This window comes from Paraburkholderia sartisoli (genome assembly GCF_900107685.1).
Lineage (GTDB): Bacteria > Pseudomonadota > Gammaproteobacteria > Burkholderiales > Burkholderiaceae > Paraburkholderia > Paraburkholderia sartisoli.
In genome coordinates this window covers 672,587-696,458 of record NZ_FNRQ01000002.1, presented here as the reverse complement: position 1 = coordinate 696,458, position 23,872 = coordinate 672,587, and the positions used below count along the sequence as shown (strand labels likewise).

The 23,872-nt window shown below is 61.1% G+C and carries 20 protein-coding genes and 2 pseudogenes; 11 read left to right on the top strand and 11 right to left on the bottom strand.

The window, feature by feature from the left end:
- Nucleotides 1-90: 90 nt before the first annotated feature.
- Both BLV45_RS10430 and BLV45_RS10425 read right to left on the bottom strand, forming a co-directional pair.
- Nucleotides 91-1,290 carry a methyl-accepting chemotaxis protein gene (locus tag BLV45_RS10430; protein WP_090532431.1) on the bottom strand — a complete coding sequence of 400 codons (1,200 nt, stop codon included), beginning with the start codon at nucleotides 1,288-1,290 and terminating at the stop codon, nucleotides 91-93.
- Nucleotides 1,291-1,308: 18 nt separating this feature from the next.
- Entirely contained in the window at nucleotides 1,309-2,409 is a 1,101-nt protein-coding gene (locus BLV45_RS10425; RefSeq protein ID WP_090532429.1) for a porin, read from the bottom strand.
- A 432-nt stretch (nucleotides 2,410-2,841) separates the two neighbouring features.
- Between BLV45_RS10425 and BLV45_RS10420 the strand changes: the two genes are divergently transcribed.
- Nucleotides 2,842-4,167 carry an MFS transporter gene (locus BLV45_RS10420; RefSeq protein WP_090532427.1) on the top strand — a complete coding sequence of 442 codons (1,326 nt, stop codon included), beginning with the start codon at nucleotides 2,842-2,844 and terminating at the stop codon, nucleotides 4,165-4,167.
- Nucleotides 4,168-4,197: 30 nt separating this feature from the next.
- Here BLV45_RS10420 and BLV45_RS10415 read toward each other — a convergent pair whose 3' ends face one another.
- On the bottom strand, nucleotides 4,198-5,103 hold the full coding sequence (locus BLV45_RS10415; protein ID WP_090532425.1) for a LysR family transcriptional regulator: 906 nt from the start codon (nucleotides 5,101-5,103) through the stop codon (nucleotides 4,198-4,200).
- Between the two features lie 68 nt (nucleotides 5,104-5,171).
- On the opposite strand from BLV45_RS10415, the gene BLV45_RS10410 reads away from it, so the two are divergent.
- From BLV45_RS10410 to mhpA, 4 genes are read left to right on the top strand one after another with little or no spacing between them, the layout of a single operon-like run.
- Nucleotides 5,172-6,230, top strand: coding sequence for an amidohydrolase family protein (locus tag BLV45_RS10410; RefSeq protein ID WP_322788609.1), 1,059 nt, complete (start codon nucleotides 5,172-5,174; stop codon nucleotides 6,228-6,230).
- 2 nt (nucleotides 6,231-6,232) lie between these two features.
- Complete coding sequence (locus tag BLV45_RS10405; RefSeq protein ID WP_090532421.1) at nucleotides 6,233-7,138, top strand: VOC family protein; 906 nt, start codon at nucleotides 6,233-6,235, stop codon at nucleotides 7,136-7,138.
- Nucleotides 7,135-7,995 carry a fumarylacetoacetate hydrolase family protein gene (locus BLV45_RS10400; RefSeq protein ID WP_090532419.1) on the top strand — a complete coding sequence of 287 codons (861 nt, stop codon included), beginning with the start codon at nucleotides 7,135-7,137 and terminating at the stop codon, nucleotides 7,993-7,995. The genes BLV45_RS10405 and BLV45_RS10400 overlap by 4 nt, the downstream gene beginning before the upstream one ends.
- Before the next feature lies 1 nt (nucleotide 7,996).
- Nucleotides 7,997-9,535: a bifunctional 3-(3-hydroxy-phenyl)propionate/3-hydroxycinnamic acid hydroxylase MhpA gene (gene mhpA / locus BLV45_RS10395; protein ID WP_245753183.1), complete on the top strand. Its 1,539-nt coding sequence runs from the start codon at nucleotides 7,997-7,999 to the stop codon at nucleotides 9,533-9,535.
- A 181-nt stretch (nucleotides 9,536-9,716) separates the two neighbouring features.
- Here the strand turns inward: mhpA and BLV45_RS10385 are convergent.
- From BLV45_RS10385 to BLV45_RS10375, 3 genes and pseudogenes are all read right to left on the bottom strand, one after another.
- A pseudogene (locus BLV45_RS10385) lies at nucleotides 9,717-10,806 on the bottom strand (IS5 family transposase).
- A 166-nt stretch (nucleotides 10,807-10,972) separates the two neighbouring features.
- Nucleotides 10,973-11,353, bottom strand: a complete 381-nt coding sequence (locus tag BLV45_RS10380) for a type II toxin-antitoxin system VapC family toxin (protein WP_090532415.1) — start codon at nucleotides 11,351-11,353, stop codon at nucleotides 10,973-10,975.
- Nucleotides 11,350-11,556: a type II toxin-antitoxin system VapB family antitoxin gene (locus tag BLV45_RS10375; RefSeq protein ID WP_090532413.1), complete on the bottom strand. Its 207-nt coding sequence runs from the start codon at nucleotides 11,554-11,556 to the stop codon at nucleotides 11,350-11,352. Before BLV45_RS10375 ends, BLV45_RS10380 begins: the two co-directional genes overlap by 4 nt.
- A gap of 1,105 nt (nucleotides 11,557-12,661) precedes the next feature.
- On the opposite strand from BLV45_RS10375, the gene BLV45_RS10370 reads away from it, so the two are divergent.
- The 3 genes from BLV45_RS10370 to BLV45_RS10360 all read left to right on the top strand — a co-directional run bounded on the left by BLV45_RS10370 (nucleotide 12,662) and on the right by BLV45_RS10360 (nucleotide 15,372).
- The gene (locus tag BLV45_RS10370; protein ID WP_090532411.1) at nucleotides 12,662-13,102 is read left to right on the top strand and encodes a nuclear transport factor 2 family protein; all 441 of its coding nucleotides are present in this window, start codon (nucleotides 12,662-12,664) and stop codon (nucleotides 13,100-13,102) included.
- Between the two features lie 76 nt (nucleotides 13,103-13,178).
- Nucleotides 13,179-14,618: an FAD/NAD(P)-binding protein gene (locus tag BLV45_RS10365; protein ID WP_090532408.1), complete on the top strand. Its 1,440-nt coding sequence runs from the start codon at nucleotides 13,179-13,181 to the stop codon at nucleotides 14,616-14,618.
- A 13-nt stretch (nucleotides 14,619-14,631) separates the two neighbouring features.
- Nucleotides 14,632-15,372: a glutathione S-transferase family protein gene (locus BLV45_RS10360; RefSeq protein WP_218133539.1), complete on the top strand. Its 741-nt coding sequence runs from the start codon at nucleotides 14,632-14,634 to the stop codon at nucleotides 15,370-15,372.
- 27 nt (nucleotides 15,373-15,399) lie between these two features.
- On the opposite strand, the gene BLV45_RS10355 is transcribed toward BLV45_RS10360, so the two are convergent.
- Entirely contained in the window at nucleotides 15,400-16,158 is a 759-nt protein-coding gene (locus tag BLV45_RS10355) for an ArsR/SmtB family transcription factor (RefSeq protein ID WP_090532402.1), read from the bottom strand.
- A 116-nt stretch (nucleotides 16,159-16,274) separates the two neighbouring features.
- On the opposite strand from BLV45_RS10355, the gene BLV45_RS10350 reads away from it, so the two are divergent.
- The 3 genes and pseudogenes from BLV45_RS10350 to BLV45_RS10340 all read left to right on the top strand — a co-directional run bounded on the left by BLV45_RS10350 (nucleotide 16,275) and on the right by BLV45_RS10340 (nucleotide 19,010).
- Nucleotides 16,275-17,666, top strand: a complete 1,392-nt coding sequence (locus BLV45_RS10350; protein WP_090532400.1) for an MFS transporter — start codon at nucleotides 16,275-16,277, stop codon at nucleotides 17,664-17,666.
- A gap of 34 nt (nucleotides 17,667-17,700) precedes the next feature.
- Nucleotides 17,701-18,165, top strand: coding sequence for an NAD(P)/FAD-dependent oxidoreductase (locus BLV45_RS10345; protein ID WP_245753181.1), 465 nt, complete (start codon nucleotides 17,701-17,703; stop codon nucleotides 18,163-18,165).
- A gap of 217 nt (nucleotides 18,166-18,382) precedes the next feature.
- A pseudogene (locus BLV45_RS10340) lies at nucleotides 18,383-19,010 on the top strand (tyrosine-type recombinase/integrase).
- A 156-nt stretch (nucleotides 19,011-19,166) separates the two neighbouring features.
- Here the strand turns inward: BLV45_RS10340 and cysC are convergent.
- From cysC to BLV45_RS10320, 4 genes are read right to left on the bottom strand one after another with little or no spacing between them, the layout of a single operon-like run.
- Nucleotides 19,167-19,715, bottom strand: a complete 549-nt coding sequence (gene cysC, locus BLV45_RS10335; RefSeq protein ID WP_090532398.1) for an adenylyl-sulfate kinase — start codon at nucleotides 19,713-19,715, stop codon at nucleotides 19,167-19,169.
- The gene (locus BLV45_RS10330; protein WP_090532883.1) at nucleotides 19,716-20,588 is read right to left on the bottom strand and encodes an alpha/beta hydrolase family protein; all 873 of its coding nucleotides are present in this window, start codon (nucleotides 20,586-20,588) and stop codon (nucleotides 19,716-19,718) included.
- 13 nt (nucleotides 20,589-20,601) lie between these two features.
- Nucleotides 20,602-21,774 carry a glycosyltransferase family 9 protein gene (locus BLV45_RS10325; RefSeq protein WP_090532396.1) on the bottom strand — a complete coding sequence of 391 codons (1,173 nt, stop codon included), beginning with the start codon at nucleotides 21,772-21,774 and terminating at the stop codon, nucleotides 20,602-20,604.
- On the bottom strand, nucleotides 21,771-23,861 hold the full coding sequence (locus BLV45_RS10320; protein WP_090532395.1) for a tetratricopeptide repeat-containing sulfotransferase family protein: 2,091 nt from the start codon (nucleotides 23,859-23,861) through the stop codon (nucleotides 21,771-21,773). The genes BLV45_RS10325 and BLV45_RS10320 overlap by 4 nt, the downstream gene beginning before the upstream one ends.
- Between the last annotated feature and the right edge of the window lie 11 nt (nucleotides 23,862-23,872).

Genomic DNA, 23,872 nt, shown 5'->3' with positions numbered 1-23,872 from the left:
TGCGGATGCGGTTGGCCATGATGGTTTTCTCCGTCAGATAAGCCGGCAGCGGCGTGCCTCCGGCATATCTACGGCTGTAGTACTAAGGTACTAAGCCGAACCCAGCGGCAGCTTCCACGCCTCCATCGCATCGGTGAGCGCGTTGGAGCGGCCGCCCATTTTGTCGGTGGCTTCGATAAAGCTCTGCACCATCCGCGCGTTCTGCTGGGTCACGTCGTCGATCTGCCGCATCACGTCGTTGAGTTCACGAACAGCCTGATTTTGCTCATTGGCGGACTGGCTCATCTCACCGCTTAGCGTGACGACCTGTTGCACCGAATCAACCAGGCCGGTGATCGTGACCCCCACCTCCGAGCTGAGCCGCGCACCCTCATGGACCGACCTGCCTGCCTTCTTCACCAGCGTCCCGATTTCGTGCGCAGCACCCGCGCTGCGTTGGGCGAGGCTGCGCACTTCCGCGGCCACCACCGCGAACCCTTTGCCTTCCTGGCCGGCACGTGCCGCTTCCACGGCCGCGTTCAGCGCGAGAATGTTGGTCTGGAAGGCGAGATCGTCGACAATGGCGACCACTTCGCTGATTCTGCTCGAATCATTGTTGATTGACGCCATCGCCTCGACCACTTGCTGCACGAGGGCACTGCCTTGCGCGATGAGCGCTGAAGTGTCGGCCGCCACACCACTGGTTTGCTCCGCAAGACGAGCATTGCGCTGCACTGTTTCGGCAATCTGCTGGGTCGTAGCCGCCGTTTCCTGGATGGCTGCGGCCTGCTGCTCCGTCCTGGCAGAAAGTTCGAAATTTTCCCGGGCCAGCTCGCCTGCGCTTGCGTTGATGGCAAGCGCTGCCGTCTTGGCGGTCGAGACTGTCTGCGCGAGTTCACGTTGTAACTCTGCCAGAGAGGTAAACAGCCGTCGCGCCTGGGTTTTCTCGTTGACGATGACCGGGTCTCGAAGCTGGCCGTCAGCGATGGCACTGACCGTGCGCATCGCCGCGTCAAGCGGGCGCACCACCTTGAAGCCGAGCCAGCGACGCATGACAACGGCCCCACTGACGCCGCCGACAATCGACACAGCGAGGCCTGCATCAATAAGACGCAGGACGTGCGTCAGTTCGTCGATTCGCGTGAGCTCCGGAAAGTCATGCACCCGGCGCGCCGCTGCGCTAGCGTACGCCAGCATATCAGCAGTCAGACAGGCGTAAGTGCCTGCGAGAATCGAGACCATCACGACGCCGCACGCGCCCATCGCAGTGGACAACGTCAGAGCGGTGGGAATGCGAATGTTTTTGAGCATCGTAGAGGGGCGGCGCAACTAAAACTTGTGGACCATACCCACAATCCCGGCGGTCAGATTTTTCCCGGCCGCGACGGGAATGCCAGGTCCGGCTGCATCACTGACACTGAAGGAAGCGCTACTGTGATTGCGGACTTCCGAGATTCCAACATACACACCAGTGCGTTTCGAGAGGTGATAGTCATATCGGACAGCGTATGATGTCGAGTCGCCGCTTCCATTGGATTTGAGCAGGTACTGGCCGAAACTTACAAGCACGGTGCCGCCAACAATATTGGGAATCAGTGCATTTACCTCGTAGAAGTCGTGGTCTGGCGATGCATAGGCGCTTGAGATTGAAGTGTCGACGCCCGCCGCGTTCCGATGGATCTGATAGAGCACGGCAGGCTTGACGAATCCGAAATCGTAGGACGCACCGAACACGTAGTATTTGCCTGTCTGAACTTCTGTTTGTGATGTGATAGTGGCTGTATTCGCGAAGCGTTGTTGCAGGTAGTCGGCATCAGCGGAGAATTGGCCAACCTTGAAATTGACGCCTGCCGAAAGTGTGTCGCCTAGCGTGCCGGGCATTCCACTTGTCCCATTGGTGCCGCGGGCATATAAAGCTCGCAGCGTGAAGCCGGCGACAGGGGACGATACGTAGCGGATGGAGTTGGCGGTGCGGGCCACCGGTATGAATACGTAGTTGTTGGCCGCGTTACCCCAGCCAAGCGTATTCAGCTCCCCCTGTGAATAGGTCACATAGGTAGTGAAGACGGGCGTGTAATTGTTGCCCAGTTGAACCTGACCGAAGGGTCCCTTGATCCCGACCCAGGCTTCCCGGTTGAAGAGTGCGCCATTGCCAGCAATGGCGCCGCTGTTGACGTTGAAACCGTCCTCCAGCTTGAACACCGCCGCGTAACCGCCGCCCAGGTCCTCCTTGCCCGTCAACCCCCAGCGCGAAGGCGCAACCGCACTGGAATCTTCCCGGATCGTGGTGCGTCCACCGGTATTGCCGTACTGCACGGCCGCATCGATGATCCCGTACAGCGTGATCGAACTCTGAGCAAAGGCTGCCGAAGGTACGGTCAATGCCACAGCGATTCCGAGCACCGGGAACGGTGCGTATTTGAGTTTCATTATTGTCCCCTGTTGGCCACGATACGGCCTTTGTTATTACTCAAGGATCCATCTCCTTTTCTATCGGATAACTTACGATCCGATGGTTGCCTCGGTGGCAACTCGACTACGAGCGGATTCTCGGGGCTGGTTTTTCATTCGTCAATTCGATTGGCTGGATACATTAAATCCACCAAACAAATAAAAATAGGCGCGAAAGGGAGGGCAGACGAAATAGTTGGCACCGCGGGAAGGCAAGCGGCTGTATCCATTTCATGGATTCGGATTATTCGTTCAATAATGTGGACGGATAGCCCGGCGGCCCCTAGGATTTGTCACACGCCGCGCCCCAGTTAAGCTGGGTCTTACTTAACCGGTATGCCGCAGACGTGACCGCCGCATGCGGCCTGCAGGCCGAGGCGCGAATGACAAAAATACCTGGAGACAAATGCCATGAGACAACCGCCGGTTGCTCCCGTCGACGTGATTTCTGCCTCGGCCGAATCACACGAGCGCGGTGGTACTAAACGATTGCTGGCTGCTGCGTCCATCGGCACGGCGATCGAGCACTACGACTTCTTTTGCTACGCTTTTGTGGCGCCAGTTGTATTCGGCGTAGCGTTTTTCCCGCGCATGGATTCCCTCACGGGCACACTCGCCGTTTATACGACGTTCGCCATCGGATTCATTGCGCGCCCATTGGGTGGGATGGTCTTTGGACACTTCGGTGACCGTATCGGTCGGAAGTTCGTGCTGCTGCTAACGCTGCTACTAATGGGGGGCGCGAGCTTCCTGATCGGTTGCCTGCCGACATACGCCAGTGCGGGACTCTGGGCGCCGGCCTTACTGGTGCTGCTTCGCTTTCTGCAAGGATTCGCGTTCGGTGGTGAGTACATGAACGCCGTTACTCTCATGCTGGAAGGCGCACCGACCCAACGCAGAGGTTTGTTCGCTTCGGCGATCAACGCGTCCGGGCCAGCCGGCATTATCGCGGCATCAGGCCTGATCGCCATGCTGACCGGGGTGTTCGGCAATCAGGCATTCCAGGAGTGGGGCTGGCGCCTGCCGTTTCTGCTTAGCATCGTGATGGTGGTGATCGGAACGTACGTACGTTCTCAAGTGGATGAGTCCACGCTGTTTCGCCAGCTTCAGGCCAGTAAGCAGGTCGCTCGCATACCGATGCTCGACGTCATGCGTTCGTGGAAGATCGCCACGTTCCGGGCTGTCCTGATCAATATGGTCCACAGCTCGTTCCAGTACCTGTGCACGGTGTTCGTATTGGGATATGCGGTGAAGCAACTCGGCATGTCGGCCGCAGGCATCACAACCGGCACGACATTGGCCAACGTTGTTGAATTCATTGCGGTACCGCTACTGGCGATGACGAGCGACAAGTGGGGACGCCGGCCTTTGATCCTTCTTGGCATCGCCGTCGCCGCATTCTGGTTTCCGGTGTTCCTGCACATTGTAGACGCGCGCAATATCCCACTATTGATTGCGGGCATGGTTGTGTCGATCGGACTCGTTCATGCGTTGATGTTTGCGCCGGAAGCAGCGTTCACTGCCGAACAGTTTCCGACCGAGGTCCGTAGCAGCGGGGGCTCGCTTGGCAAGCAACTCGGTATCGTGCTCGGTGGCGGGTGCGCACCGCTGGTCGCGACGGCGTTGATGGGGCATGGTGGCAGCCTCACATCGGTAGTCTGGTATTTCGAGGCCATCGCCGTGTGTGCGTTTGTCGTCATTTTGCTCTCGCCGGAGTCGTCGCGCCGGACGCTATAGATGCCTGCATGGTGGTGTCCTGGCGACGTATCAGGTCGGGCCGAACAGGTCCGATACGACTTTGCGTAACCACATATGCGCCGGATCGTGATGGAACCGGCGATGCCAGAACTGATGCAGATCGATGATCGGTGACTCCATCGGAGTTGGCAGCGAGCGAATCTTGCCGTACTGCCGCATCACGTCTGCGAGATCGAGCGGCACGGTGGCGATCAGATCGGTCGACGAGATGCTGGGCAACAAAGCCATGAAGTGCGACACCTCGAGCCTTACCTTGCGCTCAATGCCTTCGGTCAGGAGAAACTGTTCGAACAGGTGCGCCCGACCGTCGGGGCGCACGATCACGTGATCGGCCGCCAGAAACTCATCCATCGTGAGGGAGGTCCCGATCGCCGGATGGTGGTCGCGCACGACGACCACGTATTTGTTGCGAAACAGCCGTTGCTGGAAAACGTTGGCCTTCTGCAGGTCGGGATAGTAGCCGAGCGCCAGATCGACTACGCCTGATTCGAGCGCTTCGGATGCCGCATTGCGCGGCATTGACATTGCCTTCAGGTTCACGCCGGGTGCGTCCTTCACGAGCCTCGCATAAAGCTTTGGAATCAGGTTGATCTCGCCGATGTCCGGCGTCATCACCGTGAAGGTGCGTGTGGTTGTTCCCGGATCAAAATCGCCGCGGGGCAGGATCTCCTCCTTGACCGCGGCCAGTACTCGCCTTACCGGCTCAATCAACGCTTCCGCACGTGGCGTCGGCCGCATTTCCGCGCCCACTTTTACGAACAGGGGATCGCCTAGCAGCTTGCGCAGCCGCGACAGCGCCGCGCTCGTAGCCGGCTGGCTCAGGCCGATTGCCTCAGAGGTGCGGGTCACGCTGCCGTGTTCAGCCATTGCTTCGAACACGACCAGCAGGTTCAGGTCAACACTGCGCAAGTCCATTTGGCTGCTTACTCTCTCAAACCATTATATCCAGCAAACAAATACTGTTTATCCGTGGCATTGCATTGATGGATGTTGAGGATACTTTGATACTTGCAGCCATGCAACTGGATACCCACCCTCAATCTCTCGGTATCGACGTCCATGCGCACGTCGTACCGTCTACGTTTCCTGCCTGGCTCGGGGCTGGCGCAACACCGCCTGCCTGGCCGTCGATGGCTCCCGCCCATGCCTGTCATTGCCACGTAATGATCGACGGCAAGGTCTACCGGACGGTCTCACAGAAGTGCTGGGACGTCGCTGAACGGCTAGCCGATCTGGGCGAAATGGGGCTGCGTGCGCAGGCGCTGTCACCCATGCCGGAACTGCTCTCGTACTGGATGTCGGCGTCGCAAGCAGGTCCGCTGATTCGCTACCTGAACGAGGAGATTGCGCGGATGTCCGCAGAGTCAAGCGGCAGGCTGGTGGGACTCGGCGCAGTGCCGCTGCAGGATGTCGACGCCGCCATTGACGAACTACGCTATGTGATGGATTCACTGTCGTTTGCGGGCGTGGAGATCGGCAGCAACGTTAACGGCGTGCCAATCGGCGACTGGCGCTTCGATCCGTTTTTCGAGGCATGCGAAGCGTTAGGCGCAGCCGTTTTCGTGCATGCGCTCAAGCCGACCGGCATGGACCGCCTCGTGGGTCCTGCGCCGCTGCAACAGGTGCTCGCCTATCCCACTGATGTGGGCCTGGCCGCAGCGTCCTGCATCACGACCAACCTGATGGTGCGCTTTCCCCGTCTGCGCATCGCGTTCAGCCATGGTGGTGGCACGCTTGCCACGCTGCTCCCGCGCCTGGAGCAGGGCTGGCAGACTTTTCCGGCGTTAAAGGACTCAGTCAGGCCATCACCGGCCGAGCAGGCACGCAAGCTGTATTACGACACGCTTGTTTTTGACGCCCTGACGCTGCGCCACCTCGTAGCCAGTTTGGGCGCGTCACAGCTAATGGTCGGGACGGACTATCCGTTCAACTTCCACGATCGTACGCCGATCCAGCGCATCGCCTCTGCCGGCCTCGGTGCCGATGTTGTCGACGCGCTGATCTACCACAATGCCGAGCGTTTCCTCGGCCTGGAGACCTGACGATGAGTTCACCCTGGATTGCGGCGCTGCGCAGCGTTGCACTAATCGTTCCGGACGTCGAAGCGTCCACGCGCTTCTATATCGACACCTGGCATCTCACTGTCGCTGCGAGAAGCGAGACCTCTGTCTATCTGCGCGCCACTGGCGATGCGCACCATGTTCTATCGCTGCATCCCGGTGACAGCGTCGCCCTGCGCGACGTCACATTTACGGCCCGTAGCGCCGACGCTCTCCAGGAGATTGCGCATGCTACGGTCGCCGCAGGTGGCCGGATCGACACATCCCCTGGCGCAATTGATGAACCCGGCGGTGGCGTCGGCGTCACGCTTCGTGATCCGATGGGGCGTGTGTTCCGCGTTGTGCATGGCGACCAGCGCCATAGCGACGCATACGTAACGGACGATTCTCCCATCCGCCTCGCGCACGTCGTGCTGAACAGTCACGATGTCGCCGCCACGCAGCATTTTTTCGAACAGGCACTCGGTTTCCGGCTGTCGGACCGCACCCGGATCATGGCTTTCATGAATTGCAATAACGACCACCACAGCGTGGCGATCGGGGACACCGACAACGATGCGCTCAACCACATCGCATTCCTGATGCCCGATCTCGAATCGGTCATGCGTGGTGGCGGCCGCATGCGCGATGCGGGCTACGTGATCGAGTGGGGCCCAGGCCGCCACGGCCCCGGCAACAATGCGTTTAACTATTTCGTTGGCCCTGATGGCGTCGTGATCGAGTACACGGCCGAAGTCCAGCAGATCGATGATAGCTATCAGGCAGGAGGTCCCGACGACTGGAAATGGCCGCCTGGACGAATTGACCAGTGGGGCATTTCACAGATTCCCGGCACGAGCCTGAAAGACGCACAACGCGCCGTCCAATTCCAACCAGAGATAACCAAATGAAGTTTGCTACCTACATTCGAAATGGTGCCGCCCGCCTGGCCGTCGTCGACGGTGACGCGCTCATCGACCTGGCCGACGCTTCACCTCAGGTGCCGACGGATTTGCGGAAGGCGTTGCTCGACGGTGTCGATCTGGCCGCTGCTGCTGATGCGGCGTTGCGCTCTGATGCTCCGCGCGTGCCCGTCGCCCGGGCCGAATTCGCGCCGCTGGTGCCGGAACCAGGCAAGATCGTTTGTCTGGGCCTGAACTATTACGATCATGCCCAGGAAAGCGGTCGCGAGAAGCCCGAATATCCCTGGTTCTTCTTCCGTGGCGCGAGCTCATTGCTGGCGCACGGCAAGGAAGCGCTGCGCCCCAAGGTATCAGAACGGTTCGACTATGAGGCCGAGTTGGCCGTCGTGATTGGCAAGCGCGGCAAGCATGTTTCGCAGGATGCAGCCCTTGACCTGGTATTCGGCTATACCTGTTTCAACGATATTTCGGTGCGTGATTACCAGAAACGCACGCCGCAATGGACGATCGGAAAGAATTTCGATGCTACCGGTGGCTTTGGTCCCGTGCTTGTGACCGCAGATGTGTTGCCGGCCGGTGCAATTGGATTGCCGATTCAGTGCCGTTTGAATGGCCGGGTTATGCAGGATGCCAACACGAAAGACATGATCTGGAGCGTTGCCGAGACGATCTCGTTGCTGACCGAATGCCTGACGCTGGAGCCGGGCGACGTGATCGTGATGGGTACTCCGGCGGGAGTCGGTCAGAGTCGCACGCCTCCCGTCTGGATGAAAGCCGGGGACCGGGTTGAAGTCGAAATCGGCGACATTGGCGTTCTTGCCAACACTATCGTTGACGAGGCTTGATATGGAGGTGTCGCTGCAACCGGAGATGTATGACGTCGCCATTGTCGGCTTCGGCCCGTCGGGTGCCGTTGCCGCGGCATTGCTAGCGCAGCACGGGCTCAAGGTTTGGGTGGGAGATCAGGCCCACGATATCTACGACAAGCCGCGTGCGATTGCTCTGGATCACGAAATCTTGCGTGTTTTCCAGCAACTGGGCGTGATTGACGAGGTATTGCCATACGTTGAGCCGTTCACGCCCTCGGAGTATTACGGTGTCGATGGGCAACTGATCAAGCGGTTGGCCATGGTGGAGCCACCTTATCCACTCGGTTACACACCATCGAATGTGTTTACGCAACCGGCCATTGAGGCGGTGCTGCGTCGGCACGTGCTCAGCATGCCAAACGCACACGTGAACCTCGGTGTCGAAGTAGTGAATGTCGCGCAGGATGATGCATACGCCGTACTTCATATCAAGCTCGAAGACGGTAGCAAATCGGAAGTCGCCGCGCGCTATGTCATTGGCTGTGATGGTGCGAGGAGTGCCGTACGGGAATTTGCGGGTATCCAGCTTGAAGATCTCGAATTTGACGAGCCTTGGCTCGTGGTTGACGTCGTCGTCAACGAGAAGGGACTCGGGAAGCTACCAGCCACAAGCGTTCAGTATTGCGACCCGAATCGTCCATGCACATTCGTCATCGGTCCGGGAAATCACCGGCGGTGGGAGATTTCGTTGCATGACGACGAAGATCCGATTGAAGCCGCCACACCAGCACGCACGTGGGAGCTACTTTCTCGCTGGATCGGCCCGGAGGATGGAGAACTTTGGCGGCAGGCGAGCTATCGCTTCCACGCGTTGGTGGCCAACCGCTGGCGTAATGGTCGCATTTTCATCGCTGGGGATGCGGCCCATCAGCAGCCCCCGTTTCTCGGACAGGGTATGTGCCAGGGGCTGCGCGACGTTGCGAACTTGAGCTGGAAACTGGCCGCCGTCCTGAACGGCGAAGTGACGGGGCTGGCGGTCGAGCGTCTGCTCGACAGTTACGGGGAGGAACGCAAGGAGCACGTCCGCGAACTGACCACGCGCATCAAGCAGATCGGCGCGGTTATCTGCGAGCGTGATCCGACGCGCGCTCGAGCTCGCGACGCACAATTGCTGGCCGAGCAAGCCGGGACCGTCAAGGACCAACCGCGCCAGGCCGTGCTGCCCGGCCTGGATCGCGGGTTGCTCTCGGATCAGCCAGGTACCGCACGAGGCACTTTATTTCCGCAGCCGTGGGTCATCCGGGGGGACAGCAAACGCGTACGACTCGACGACGTGGCTGGTAGTGGCTGGCGACTGGTAGCGACAGCTCTGGAAGATTCGCCCGTCGTTGAGGGGGTGACGATCGTGCAACTCGATCGTGGTTTGCAAGAAGTTGACGGCGTCGTAGCCCGCTGGATGAAAGCGAACGACTGTGTGGCCGCGCTGGTCAGGCCGGATCATTACGTTTTCGGCACGGCGGCCTCGCCTGCGGATGTCGGCAAGTTGCTCGACGATATGCGCAGTCGTTTGCAATAAGCCAGGTGTAGTCGACGGGCTCTAGCAGGCTGTTGAAAAGCGCCCGTCATGACGACCAAAGCTGTGTTCAGGAGGCTTGCGCGTGCGATTTCCCGCTGAGTTGCCGGTTCGCCGCACGATCTGCGCGGGGCATGCGCACGCATGCAGCCCTTGTGCCGTGAAGTCTTCACGCCGTGGCGGCTCATCGCGTCGCTCCTTGCGGCACTACCCCTGGCATTCGCGCCATGCGGGTCAGATTGCTCGCAACCATCGCCAGCTTGAAGTGCTGGTCGACGCGCTGGATGCCGCGATAGACGGTTTGACGTATCCGGCCGACCGTTTTGCCCCAGCCGAAATGCTCTTCGATACGTTTGCGGATGATCTGGCTGATCCTGTAGCCCGCATGCCGCGAAGTGCGACCGTCGATCGCGCTACCACCTTGGCGATCACCGTTGCGCGCGACATGCGGTGTCACGTTGCGAGCGCGGCAATCGTTCACGAAGTCGCGGGTGTCATAGGCCTTGTCGGCACTGACTGTCTTCGCATGAGCGCCTGGCACGCAATCGAGCAATCGCAACGCGTTGGCCCGCTCGGCGAAACCATCTGCGTGACTGACCACGGCATCGACCACCGGCCCCGAGCGGTTCTCCATCAGGATGTGCCCGTGATAGCACAGGATGGCCGGGCTCTTGCGGCTCTTCTTGAACAATCGTGCCTCCGGATCAGTAGTCGACTCGTGCGTGGCATTGCTACGTCGCTCGCCTTTCCAGTCAGTGTCGGCGTTGCGGCCACCGCCGGCCGGCAGGCCATTGTCCGGGCCGTCCTTGCGGCGGAAGCTCTTGTGACTGGCCCATGCCTGAATCAGCGTGTCGTCCACCGGGAAATGGTCTCTCGACAGCAAGCCCCGCCTGTCCGCCGGGCTCATGACTTCGATGAAGAACGCTTCCACGACTTTATGCTCCAGCAACCGGTCGCGGTTCTTCGAGAACACCAAGTGGTCCCACACGGCGTCCTCAATCGCCAGCCCGACGAACCAGTGGAACAGCAGGTTGTAGCGCATCTGCTCCACCAGCATGCGCTCGCTGCGCACCGAGTAGAACACCTGCATCAGCTTCTCGGGCACAAGAGGTCCGGCTGGTGTCCGCGTAGATGATGCTAAACAGCCCGTTGAGCCGTTTCAACGCATCATTCACCAGCAACCGGATCGGTCGCAGCGGGTGATCTGTCGGGACGAAGTCTTCCTGCTTGACTGTCGTGAACAGGGGCTCCTGCATCTCATCCATTCCGCGCATCGTATCCGCTGCCAAAGATCATGAACACGATATCCATAACGCCCGTCCCTCAAACCCCGTTTACACGGGATCCAAATTCAACAGCCTGCTATGGCACTTTCCGGCGCAAAAAGACGGCGTCGACAGGCGCGTTGTCAGGATGGTGCGAAGGGGGTTGGGTGAGTATTCAATGTGCGTCGCGCGGGTAGTCAACGCCGAGTCGGCGCGCCAGCGTGGCGAGCCGGTTGTCCAGCGTCCAGATCTGAGCGCCAGGGGTCATCAACGTCGAGGCCAGCAAGGTCAGGTCGACTCCGCCGCAACCCTGGCCATACAGTTGCTCGGTTTCGATGAACTGCATGACCTCGTTCCATGTCGCCTGCTGTGCATGGCGCAACAGACCGATATCGTGGAGGGCGCGTGCCCGCGGCGCCGGCGGGGTCCCACACGCGAGTTCAACAAGCACAAGTGGATGGATAAGTGCCTGATCGGTGGTGATCAGATGAACGAGGGGCTCGTTGCGTCGGCGAAAATGGTCGACCCACACCGAGGTATCGATAAGCACGTTCACCGTCTGTTTGCCTCGGGTCGACGCCGTGGGACATCCGCCATTTCGGGGACGGTACCGCCGAGCGCGGCGAGGCGCTTGGCTGCCTGGACGCGGACGAACGTCTGTATCGCCGTCCGGAAGAGGTCGGTCTTGTCCGTGCCAGGGTCGGCGAGCTCCAGCGCCTCCAGATAGAGCGCGTCGTCGATCGTAACAGTGGTTCTCATGGCGGGCGGCTCCTTGCTTGATGCATTTAAGCATCAATTATAGCATCAAGCCGTGCCGATCGCTGACGGGTACCCTGGGGTTTGAGGCAGGTCGTCGTCAACCGCAGACTAATGCAGACTGTTTTCGAGAGGGAGTGACGTTTAGACGTCTGCTGACGCAGCGCTCCTTCGCTGGCGTGCGACTTATCGCGGGAGCTAGGGGCGACGCTGTTGCACCCGCTGACCGGGGAGAAGGCCCCTTTAGCCCGTTGAATCTTTATTGACTTCATTGGTGGGGCGTGAGTGACTCGAACACTCGACCGATGGATTAAGGACATGCGCTTTGCACAGAGAGCCCCTCCGACCGTTTTGCCGGAGTGGCCGACCGCTTGAACCGGAGCCCGGTGCAGCGTTCGCCGGATGGGTCGGAGTGGTAGTGCCCACGGAGCAGGCGAAACGGCCATCTGCAATCTGAGCTGCGCTCCTATTCGTGCTTCCGGCAACCGCCGGAGTGGGGAGATCGTTGACCCAAGTGCGCTGTCCGGCCATATCGGCCGTTCAGCCGATTGGCCTGGATCGTCAACGATTGCCCCGCAGCCTCTAACTTGTACGCAGCAGAAAGCCTGCCGATCGCTCGTCGCGCCGAAACGTATTGGCACGGGCATCCAGGCGGTCAAGTCGAGAACAAGGAGCGAATGTCGTCCGCGATGCGAGCGTGACGACCCGCTTCGAGTCTTAGCACCGCTGCCAGCGGTGTAATCGCCATCATCAGCGCCCGTTCTTACGACCAATGTTACTTTACCCAATGAAGTTATCGTCGCTGTCAAAGACAACTCTTCGTCAATCCCCTCCCAGCTTTTCTGGCCGTCCAGTCTAGTCCAGTCCAACTTACCTCCATATCATCGTACAGCGCCCTTGGTGGACCATTGTGATACGTGGACCAGGAACATCGCCTGTGAACGGCGTTCCCGCAATTCTTGCCAGAAACCAAAATTCGCTCTCACTCGGTTCCAGCACACTTCGATACGCATCGAAACATTGGCCGACGGGGTGCCTTTATAGTTGGCGTCGGCGTGCAGCGAATAACATTGTGTGGCGCCCTGATATATTTGAGCGCGGATGTGCCATGAACCAGACTATCGATCCCTCCATCTCCCACATTTATGAGGCTTGGCACGACACAGTGCGCAAGAAGGATCTGGCCGGCACTGCCGCGCTCTATGCAAAAGACGCCCTCCTCGAAACACCGCTAGCGCTGGTCGTCTATCCAGAACGTCAGTCGGGCCTGATCCGTGGACGCATCGCGATCAAGACATTCTTCGAAGACAGTCTTCGCAAATTCCCCAGCGACCTTGCACAGTGGTATCGAACCGGTGTGTTTTTCGCAAATGGTCAGCAATTGACGTGGGAGTACCCACGCCAGGTACCGAAAGGCGAGCAGGTCGATCTCATGGAGATGATGGAGATTGGACACGGCCTGATTCAATGCCATCGCGTCTATTGGGGGTGGTACGGCGTGCGGCTGTTGACGCCTGCGCTCGCACGCAGCAACGCGAGCGCAATCTGAGCGCATTCAGCGCGGGTGTAAATGCGCTGCCCGCCGATGCACTGAGGTAATTATCCGTTCGGGTAAAAGGAAGGCCATGGTCAATGCGACTGGCAAGCGCAAGGTGGTCATCGTAGGAGGGGGCGTAGCGGGAATCGCGGCCTTTGTCAGCGCAGTCAGCAACCGGAGCGTATCGCGCATCGATATCGTCGATCCGCGCGGTATCGGCAATGGGATCGCGTTTGCCACGACCGATCCCGCGCTGCTGTGTAATACGTCCGTCGAGACGATGTCCTTGCTCGCCGACGATCCAGACGATTTTCTGCGCTACCTTCGCGCGCAGGCAATCACCGTTTCGCCTGACGCATTTGTTCCGCGCTTTCACGTTTCACGCTACCTTGCCGACCGCTATGCGCACTATCGGATGCTGGCGCGCGACGTCGGTGTCGGGCATCGTCATTTGCGGGCGACGGCGCGTACGATCGAGAAGCAGCCCACGGGCGGGTATCGCGTGTTGCTCGACGACGGCACTTCGCTCGAAGCGAGCGAAGTCCTGATCTGCACTGGTAGCGGTGCACCGTTCCTGCCGGACGCGCTGCGATCGCATACCGGCGCGCCGGCACTCTTCGAATGTCTGTACCCGGAGCGGCGCGTGATTGAGTACCTGGCGACGCCGTCCCGCGTTCTGGTCGTGGGCAGCCGGCTGTCGGCGGTCGACGCGGCACTGCTCGCGTGCGGGGCGGGGCATTCCGTGGTGATGGCGTCGCCATCGGGCCGGTTACCCGCTGTACGCACCGCAACGCCGCGACAATGTCCCGTCGCGATCGACGAAGCAGCATTTGCGCGGCTCGATTTATCGAGCCCATTGCTTTACCGCCGTCTGCTGCGACAGGTTGCACGGTCGGCCGAGGCGGTCGCCGGACGGCCGTTGCGCACCCAGATCGACCGTTCCACCTATGCGCCGGAACGGCTCGCACGAGAAGCCGGTTTGGCCCGGCGTGGCGCGACCGACTGGCAGAACCTCCTGGTGCGCTACATGGACCTTGCCGAGCAGTTGTTGCGCGCTGGCACGCCCGGGGCGCGAACCCTGGCGCTCGCCAACTGCGCCACCGCGGTCGGTCGGTATCTGTTTGCATTGCCGCTCGAAACCGCAGAGAAGCTTCTGAGTTACATGAACGAGGGCCGATTGCAGGTGATGCCGGCCGTGCCCGAGCGCTTGCGTCGGGATGAGCTTTGGCGCGTCCAGTGGAGCAGCGGCACACTTGACAGCTTCGACGCCGTGATCTGCGCGACGGGTTTTCAGAAACAGCGTTTCCATGCGACATACGATTCGCTCGAGTTGACGGGGGACCCTCTGTTGCCTGTCACGGCGCCACGCGTATCGCAGGACCTTCGCGTCTGGCTGCCCGAAGCGAGCGAGCCCGAACGTATCTGGACTGCGGGCATCGCCTCCTACCTGGCGGCACCGATGGTCAATGCGGTTTACCAGTCGGTCCGTCAAGCTAGCGAAATAACGGGTGCGTGGCGTTCAAGCTAAAGCATCCTGCCGCATGACTCACCAACTGCCGGCTCGAGCTGGCGCACACAACGTTTTCAGGGGGGCCAGCATGAGGCTTTATGGCGACCGGGGATCGAGCAATACGCGGCGCGTTCTGACCACAGCACGGCACGTGCAGTTCGACGTGGAATTCATCTTCGTCAATCTTTTCGCCGGAGAAAATCGCACGCCGACGTACCTCGCGCTGAATCCTAACGGGACGATTCCGACTTTCGTCGACGGCGATGTGGTGCTGTTCGAGGCCTCGGCTATCATGATTTATCTAGCCGAGAAGGCTGGCTCCAGCCTGTGGCCCGCTGGTCCGGCCCGTTTCGAAACCCTCAAATGGATGTTTTGGGCCGCCGAGCATTTTCGTCGTGGCCCCTCCATGCTGATTGAAGAGCGCTTCATCAAACCGATTCAGGGACATGCGGAAGACGCTGCGCTGGTCGGCGATGCGCTAAAGTCTATTCATCGCTATGCAGCGGTGCTTGACGTTCATCTGCGCGACAGACTGTTCGTGGTCGGACACACATTGACGCTGGCCGATATCGATTTGGCCGCGCCGTTTAGTCACATTCAGCGCACGCGCGCGCCGTTCGACGCCTATCCTAATCTGATGGCCTGGCACAAGCGTCTGATCGATGGCGTTCCCGCATGGCGTTCCACCGGCGAAGATCTGGAGCGCCGAATCGCCGAGATACAAAGCACCGAGATACAAAGCGCCGCCGCGGCGCGCGCGCGAGTTGCATAGCCGCGCATCGGCCACGCTGCAGTGGTGTCATGCGAACGCGGGTTGCTCGTCTGCTCGATGGCCAGTTTTGGGCTGCATGGCGGGTGCTTCACCGATATCACGCACGACGATGCCGAAGTGTTTTTCCAGCGCCTCCCACCCCTTAGCCGTGATGGTAACCGAGCGCGTGACCGGCGACTTGCGCATCCAATCCCATGCAAGAAAAGCGTTCATTAGCCGGGCGCCCAACGGTCCGGCAATGTGGTGCTGCCGCTCGGTCCAGTCGAGGCATTGTCGCGCATGCCCGGTGGATTCCATGGTCTGGGCGCCAGCGTCGACGCCGAGTTGCTGCAGCCATGCGCTGCCGCACGCGGTGATTGCGTACTGGCGATCGCCGGCCTCGATGATGAAGCCTCGCCCGAGCATGCTTTGAGTGACGGCGACGCCGATCTGACCCGCGAGGTGGTCGTAGCAGCAGCGCGCGAAGCGCAGCTCGCGGGCCGCGCGATTCGGCGTGTTCCGCCAGGCCGGCGTGACCGGGCCGATCGACGCAAGGCTTTCGAGCGCGTGCGAAATGTGTGCGCCGGCGAGCTGGAAATAACGATGGCGCCCCCTGCTTTCGACGGTCAGCAGGCCGCCGTCGAGCAGCTTGGCAAGGTGCGAACTCGCGGTCTGCGCAGTCACGCCCGCCGCTTCGGCAAGTGCGCTCGCTGACAAGGCGTTGCCGTTGGCTAGCGTAATCAGAATCACGGCGCGAACCGGCTCGGCGATCAGATGCGCAACGGTTGAAATATTGTGCTGGCTCATTTTTCGGATTCCGGAATTAATGCGTTTTAGCTAACGAAAATCCTGAAATACACACTTCGATACGCTCCGAAGCATTCTCAGTTCACACCGGTTTATAGTCAACAGAGAACTGATAAATGGGGCTTGGACTCGTGAATCATGAAAATGAAAGTCAAAAGCGGGTATTAACGGCGACGAGTCTCAGCTACGTCATCGTCATATTGGATACATCTATTGTCAATGTCGCATTGGAGCCTGTCGCTGCGAGTCTGGGGTCTGATATCACCGGTCTGCAATGGGTGGTCAATGCCTATACGCTGACATTTGCGAGTCTGTTGCTGAGCGGCGGCGCATTGGGTGACCGGATAGGCGCGAAATCGGTCTATCTGGCCGGATTGCTGATTTTCGCCTGCGCGTCGACATTATGCGGATTCGCGCCGGATTTGCAGATTCTTATCGCGGCACGGATTTTACAAGGAGTCGGTGCGGCATTGCTGGTGCCGTGTTCGCTGACACTCATCAATAGTGCTTTCCCGGTTGCGAAGCAGCGAGCCAGTGCGATCGGCGTGTGGGCCGGATGCGGCGGCGTCGCGATGGCGGCAGGGCCGCTTGCCGGCGGTTTGCTGATCCATCTGTTGGGCTGGCGAAGTATTTTTCTGGTGAACGTGCCGATTGCGCTAGTCGGCGCCTGGCTCACCACGCGCATCGAATCCGCGCGCCCGGCCGCGTCTGACCGGCCGTTGGACCTGGCCGGGCAAGTGCTTGCCATTGTTGCGCTTGGGGCGTCGGTGGCGGTCCTGATCGAAGGGACGAAGCTGGGGTGGCACACGGCCGCCATCCGCGCCGGTGCCATGGCCGCCATCGCGGCATGGGTTGCGTTCGTGCTGGTCGAAGCCAGGCGCCGAAAACCCATGCTGCCCCTGAGCTTCTTTCGGAGCCCGGTATTTTCCGCATCGGCGTTTGCGTCGATGATCTCGGGCCTGGTGTTCTACGGATTGTTCTTTCTGCTGAGCCTCTATTTTCAGTCCGCGCGCGGCTGGCCGCCGTTGCAGACCGGCCTCGCGTTTCTGCCCTTGACGGTGACAGTGACCATCGGCAGCTTCGCTTCCGGTGCGTTGAACAGAGCGTATGGCGCACACAAGCTCGTGTGCGGCGGCTTCCTGCTGTATGCGCTGGGTTTCGCCGGGCTGCTTGCACTGGCCGACAATGCGCCGTATTGGCGGATCGCACTCTGTTTTCCGGCCGTCGGTTTCGGTGCCGGCGTGATTACGCCAGCGGCGACCGCCGCGTTGATGGCCGCGGTGGACAAGGCGCGCGCCGGTGTCGCGGCAGGCGTGCTCAATGCAAGCCGGCAAACGGGTTCCGCATTCGGGGTTGCGATCTTCGGGGCGCTGATGAGCGCGATCCAGCCACTCGACAGCGGGGTTCGCGTCGCGGTCTATCTGGCCATCGGCCTGTCACTGCTGGCAGCGCTTCTATGGAGTCTCGCCTCGGTACTGGCTACCCGTTACACCCGCAGGACTGCGTAGTCGACGTCGTTTCTCGTACCAACAGCAAGCTGGCATGCGCCGCGTTCGCGCCGCGCATGGCGTCTCTGCGCCTTTTCGAAGCTCCGTTTCAGCCAATCAAAGGGAACGCGGTTTCTATCTGCGTCCGGATAGCCCTGGCGTTTATATGATCGGCTCCCTCGCTCCGGACGACAGTGGACCGGTCGATCCTGACACACTTCGTCCCCAGATGGACGGCGATGTGAGTCAGCGATATTGCGAACGCGCCGCGCAGCGATTTCCCCGACTCTCGGGTGCGTCGCCGGTTGGTAGCAGGGTGTCATTTTTTGACGATACCCCCGATGGGAACCCGATCGTGGGAGTTGATCCGCGAGTCGATGGGCTGATTGTTACCGCGGGTTTGTCGGGACGCGGATTCAAATTCGCGCCGGTGTTTGGACAGGAAATCGCCGCATTGATCGACGGAGGAAAAATGCATGTTGACCTGGATCAGTTTGAGGTTAGCCGATTTCTCGACTAACGCTTGGCGGTGCCATTGAGATTGTTACTTTCGAAGCTGATTACTTCGTGCGACAGATTGCGTTTCCCCGAAACATGGCGACCGCGAGAAAGATCGCTGTGGATCATCGTGCCGAATGTCCGCTACGGGGAAATCTGAAAGTCCGTTGTGGGTAGGACAGCGCCCACCGGTCGCCGGCGCAGACTTGCACTCCCTTCACTTGAAAGGGGAGTGTGTCATGGAAGCGACTACGGTCAACACCCCGGCTCGTGTGCCATGGAACAAGGGCAAGTTCACAGGCCAGAAGCCACCACTGAAACTGAAGGAAATCTGGGCCATCCGGATTCGCCTGCAACTTTCGGCGCGAACACGTGATCTCGCGATTTTTAACCTAGCCATCGACAGCAAGCATGAGAGCATGCGATCTGACCAAACTGCGAGCGCGTGATATTTGCCACGGCCAACATGTTGCGTCACGAGCGACGGTCATGCAGCAGAAAACGCAGCGTCCGGTCCAGTTCGAGATCACCGAGCAGACTCGGGATAGCGTAGAAGCGTGGATCAGGACCGCCGGACTGTCGCAGGCGGACTTTCTGTTTCCGAGCCGGATTCACGGATCGCCACACCTTTCAACGCGCCAATACGCACGCCTCGTGCATCGCTGGATCGCCTCGATTGGCCTCGACGACACGGCGTACGGAACCCACACAATGCGTCGGACTAAGGCATCGCTGATCTATCGGCGCACAAAGAAACTGCGGGCAGTACAGCTGTTACTTGGCCATTCCAAACTTGAAAGCACAGTTCGATACCTCGGCATCGAGGTAGACGATGCGCTTGAGATGGCCAAACAGACTGAGGTTTGAACTGCAAACTTACCGGATGGCAGTCGGGCGCTGTCTGGCCAGTTTGAGCCAATCGCCCGAAATCCACGACCGTCCGGTCCCGAGCGGGGAAGAGACACGTGGCGTTGGCAATCTGCCCTTGCATCCATCGCAGGCTGCTAAATGTCCGTCCTACTGTCAATCACGGTCCTGCACAGGCGCGTCGCGCATTTCAAGGATGCGCAGTGTCGCGGCCACGCAGTCGCTCAGCGGCTGCCAACTGGTATCGAACGACAGCTCCGGGCTCCGTGGCGCTTCGTAAGCGTCGCCAATGCCGGTAAAGTTGGCAATTTCACCGGCGCGCGCCCGCTTGTAGAGCCCCTTCGGGTCGCGTGCTTCGCACACCCGAAGGGGCGTTGCCAGATACACCTCGATGAACCGGTTCTTTTTAATGATGCGCCGTGCCATCGCACGATCAGCACGATAGGGGGAGATCAGTGCGGCAATCGCGACGATCCCGGTATCGTTCAGCTGTTGGCACAACTGCGCCACGCGACGGATGTTCTCGCTACGGTCCCGCCGGGAAAACCCAAGATCGCGGCTGAGTTTCTGCCGCACGATATCGCCGTCAAGCACCTCGCATGCCACGCCCCTTGCCGCGAACGCATGAGCCAGCGCATCCGCGAGGGTGGTCTTGCCTGCTGCGCTCAGGCCTGTCAGCCATAAAGTACAGGGACAGTGATTCATCTACTGTCCTGGGATTGTGGGCGAGCATGCTGGCACGATCGCCTGTAGCCCCGGCCAGCGACCACTCCAGTCGCTGTCGTGGGCGAGATCGGGGATCGTCAATGCGCGTGCGCATCGGACGCCGGCCGCATTGACAAAACGCTGCGCGACGGACGGGGGCACCACGGTATCGTTGGCGCCGCTGAAGTGAATCTGGGGAATCGCGGCGACGCGGCTCGCGAAATCAATCGCGTTCTCCGATTGTGGCATCGACGAAACCTGATGCAGCCGATTGACGAACTCATCGTCGAGATTGCCGGCGACCGTGCGGATCGACGCGACGTCGGCGCGGTGTGCCGCGATCAGCACGGCCAGTGCTCCCCCACCCGAATACCCCACAAGGTTGATGCGCTGCCCCGGCACCCGGGCGGCGAACTGGTTCACTGCCTCGTTCATCGATGCCACAACCTCGGGTGCGAAGCGTTTGCCGGTCCAGTAGGGGACGCCGCAGCGCGGATTCATCGCCATCGGTGTGAACTGGCACGGACGCGCCAGATACACGACGTTAGCAGCGGGATCCGTCGCCGCGAGCGCGAGACCCGACGCCTCGCGCGGCGTCGGGTCCAGTGACGGCTCGCTGCGTGAAATCCACGCAAGGCCGTCGCCTTCGATATAGAGGTCCAGCGGTGCGCCGGGCCGGGAGATCCGCGAGAAAGCGGTCAGCACGAAGCTATCGGTGTTGACCAGTTCGCGCTTCAGGCCCGCCGGTCCGGCCAGCGAATCGGCGTGGGCATTGCGGTTCATGTTCGCGCAGCCCGTCACCCCACTGATCGACACCATGCCGAGCAGCGCGACAATGAACCGCCCTCGCTGCATCGATACCGGGTTCAGGATGCGCATGGCCATCTCATGCGGCGAAGCGGTCAAGTTCCGCCGCCATAGCCGCCATCACGCTGCCCCAGTCTCCGCGAACCGGCTGGCGGAACAGGCGCATGCCCGGATACCACGGTGTGTCGGTACGCTCCAGCAGCCAACGCCAGTCCGGCACAAACGGCAGCATGACCCAGACCGGACGCCCCAGCGCGCCGGCGAGGTGAACCGGCGACGAATCCACCGAGATCAGCAGGTCGGCGATGCTGAGGATCGCGGCTGTATCCTCGAAATCCTGGATCTCGTCGCTCAGCGATACGAGCGACATACCCCGTGGCGGATTGGCGGCTTCGGCCTCGGCGGGTCCTTTCTGGATCGACAGGAACGTGATACCAGGGCGTGCCAGCGGCGCGAGCTGGGCCAGTGCCAGCGAGCGGTTTGCATCGTTGAAATGGGTAGGGCGCCCCGCCCACACCAGCGCGACCAGTGGACGCGGCAACCCGGCGAGGCGCTGCCGCCATTTTTCCAGTCGCTGTGGATCGGCGCCGAGATACGGCACCCGTCCGGGCAGGTCGGCCAGCTTCAGCCCCATCGCCATGGGCAGGCTCATCATTTCGCAATGCATATCGAATGCGGGTGGCAGGCTGCCGCGCACCACGATCTCGTCGAAATCCTCGCTGCTCCTGTTACGCTGGGCCAGCGACAGCGTTTGCTCATTGACCTGAAGGACTACCTGCGCGCCACTGCGCTGTTTGGCCCACGGCACCATGCGCATGAACTGGAAGGTGTCGCCAAAGCCCTGCTCGTCGTGAATCAGGAGGGTCTTGCCCGGGATCGGCTGACCGGCCCAGCGGGGGCGCTGCACCTTACGCTCGATGACAGTCGTATGCGAGAGGCTGTACCGGTAGTGATATTCTCGCCAGCCGCGCTCAAACTCGCCCATCAGGAGCAATGTTTCCGAGAGATCGAACCGCGCCGCAAAATCGCCAGGTGCGTGCGCCACCAGCATCTCCTGAATGGCCCGTGTTTGCGCGATGCGTCCCTGCGGACGGATCGCCGACGCCAGCAGCTTCCACAGCGCGAGCGGCCCGCTACCCGAGGCGAGATAGGGATTCAGCATCGCTTCGGCTTCCTCGAAGCGGCCGGCCGCAAGCAGCGGACGAGCCGCTCGCTCAATGGCGGGGACATCGGGCCCGATGCCGGACGTCATGGAGCGTCGATCCCGAGTGCCGCGAGCAGCGGCCCGAGATAGCCTGCGTAAGCCTGCCAGCGGCCTTTCGAGGTCTTGTAGATCGGCTGGCGCACCTGGTTGAAGCTCGCCGTGCGAACCACCCGCCGATTGTCGTGAAAATTCAGGCAGGCGTTGTCCCAGGGAAGTCCCAGGAAGTCCACGAGACGCCGTGCCTCACCCTCGAGGTTGTCCACTACGGCCTCGTAATCGACCTCGATAAAGCATCCGGGCGCCAACACCTCGCGCCAATGCGCCATCAGGCGTTCGTAGTGGCGGTAGAACTCGCCCAGTTCGCTCTGGTTGTAGGTGAACTGCTGCTCGCCGCCAAAGAGCTTGGTATAGCAGGACAGGCAGGTATCTACCGGGTCGCGCCGGGCGTGGATGATGCGCGCGCCCGGCAGGATCAGCGGGATCAGCCCCGCATACAGGAAATTGCCCGGCATCTTGTCGACAAGGCGCGCCCGCCCTTCGGCAAGCGGCGTGACACGCGACAGGTATCCCTGTCCCAGGCGGGTGAAGTCTTTGACCGCCATTCCCGGCACCCGGTCCGGGAACAGGCTGCTGCCCTCAATCACGAGGCGCATGGCCGACAGTTCACCGGCTCCCGTGACCTGCGGGTGCGACGACACGATCTGCTCGATCAGCGTGGTGCCCGATCGCGGCATGCCGACGATGAACACCGGCAGCTCCGACGGTTCGCCCGCGCCATGCAGCCGGGCATACAACTCAGGCGTGAAGACTTCGGCGATACGTTCCATCCACTGTCCGCTCGCGGCACCGTCGTAGGTGAAGGTCGCGCGCTTCTGGCGGTTGCCCGCGTCGAGGTGGTGGAAAGCCCGCGCGGGGTCTTGGATGTCGAGGTAGGCCTTGCCAAGCGCGAAATGGGCTGACATCCGGTCAGTCAACGAGCGGCGTTCGCCATCGGCGAGGCACGCTTCTAATGCTGCGATGTCGGGGTCTGCAGGCGTGAAGGTACGAGAATCGGCGCGGCCGGCCAGCGCCTGCACCGAGCCGGGAAAGGCTTCCAGCGCCCGCTCGAAGGCGATCAGTGCCTCATCCTTGCGACCCGCCTCCATCAGCAGCGTGGCGCGTCCGACCAGCGCGTCCTCGGTCACGGCGCCGGGCAGCCGGGCCGCCTGTTCGAACTGATCGAGGGCCTCATCGGTCTGCCCGAGGGCCTGGAGCACGACCCCGAGCGTGTTGTGTGCTTCCGCGCTCTTCGGCGCAATCGCCACGGCCTGGCGGGCGAAGGCGAGCGCCTCGTCGAGGCGCTCGATCTGTTTGAGCACCTTCGCGCGTGCCACCAGCGTGGCCGGATGCTGGGGGGCAAAAGCGCCAAGCATGTCGAGCGTGCGCAACGCAGCGTCATGACGATGCCGGGAGATTTCCACCTCCACCAGGTTCAGATAAGCGTCAACCAGGCGCGGGCTGAGCTCGATGGCACGCTGTGCAGCGACAGCCGCCTCGTCATAGCGGCCCTGCGTGGAGAGCAGGAATGCCAGATTGCTGTGCGCCTCGGCATAGGCGGGATTCAGGCCCAGCGCCTGGCGGTAATGTTGTTCGGCACGGTCCATGCGTCCGAGGCGCCGCGACGTATTCGCGAGATTGTTGTGCGCCTCGGCCCAGTCGGGCTGTAGCGCGATCACGCGTTCCAGGCACTCGAGACTTTCCGCGAACTTGCCCGCCTCCTGCAGCAAGATGCCCAGGTTGTTCCAGCCGGACACCAGCGCCGGGTCCATCGCCACAGCCCGCCGGGCCGCTTCCTCGCCCTCGGCGAGCAGCCCCTTCTGGCGAAACATTTCAGCGAGGTTGCTGGAGTAGATGGCCGGCGCGCGCGGTGCCATGCAGGCCTGGCGCAGGTGGGAAATCGAGAGGTCCAGATTGCCGTATGCATGGGCCATGAGGCCGAGCAGATGCAGTGCATCGGCCTGACCGGGCCACACGGCCAGCACGCGCTGGCAGAACTGTTCGGCCTGATCGGCCTGACCGGCGTCCCAGTGGGCATGAGCGCGGCTAAGCGCCTCGGGAATGCTCAGGGTTTCCTGGCTGCTGGGTGGGGTCGACATGGGAGAGGGCT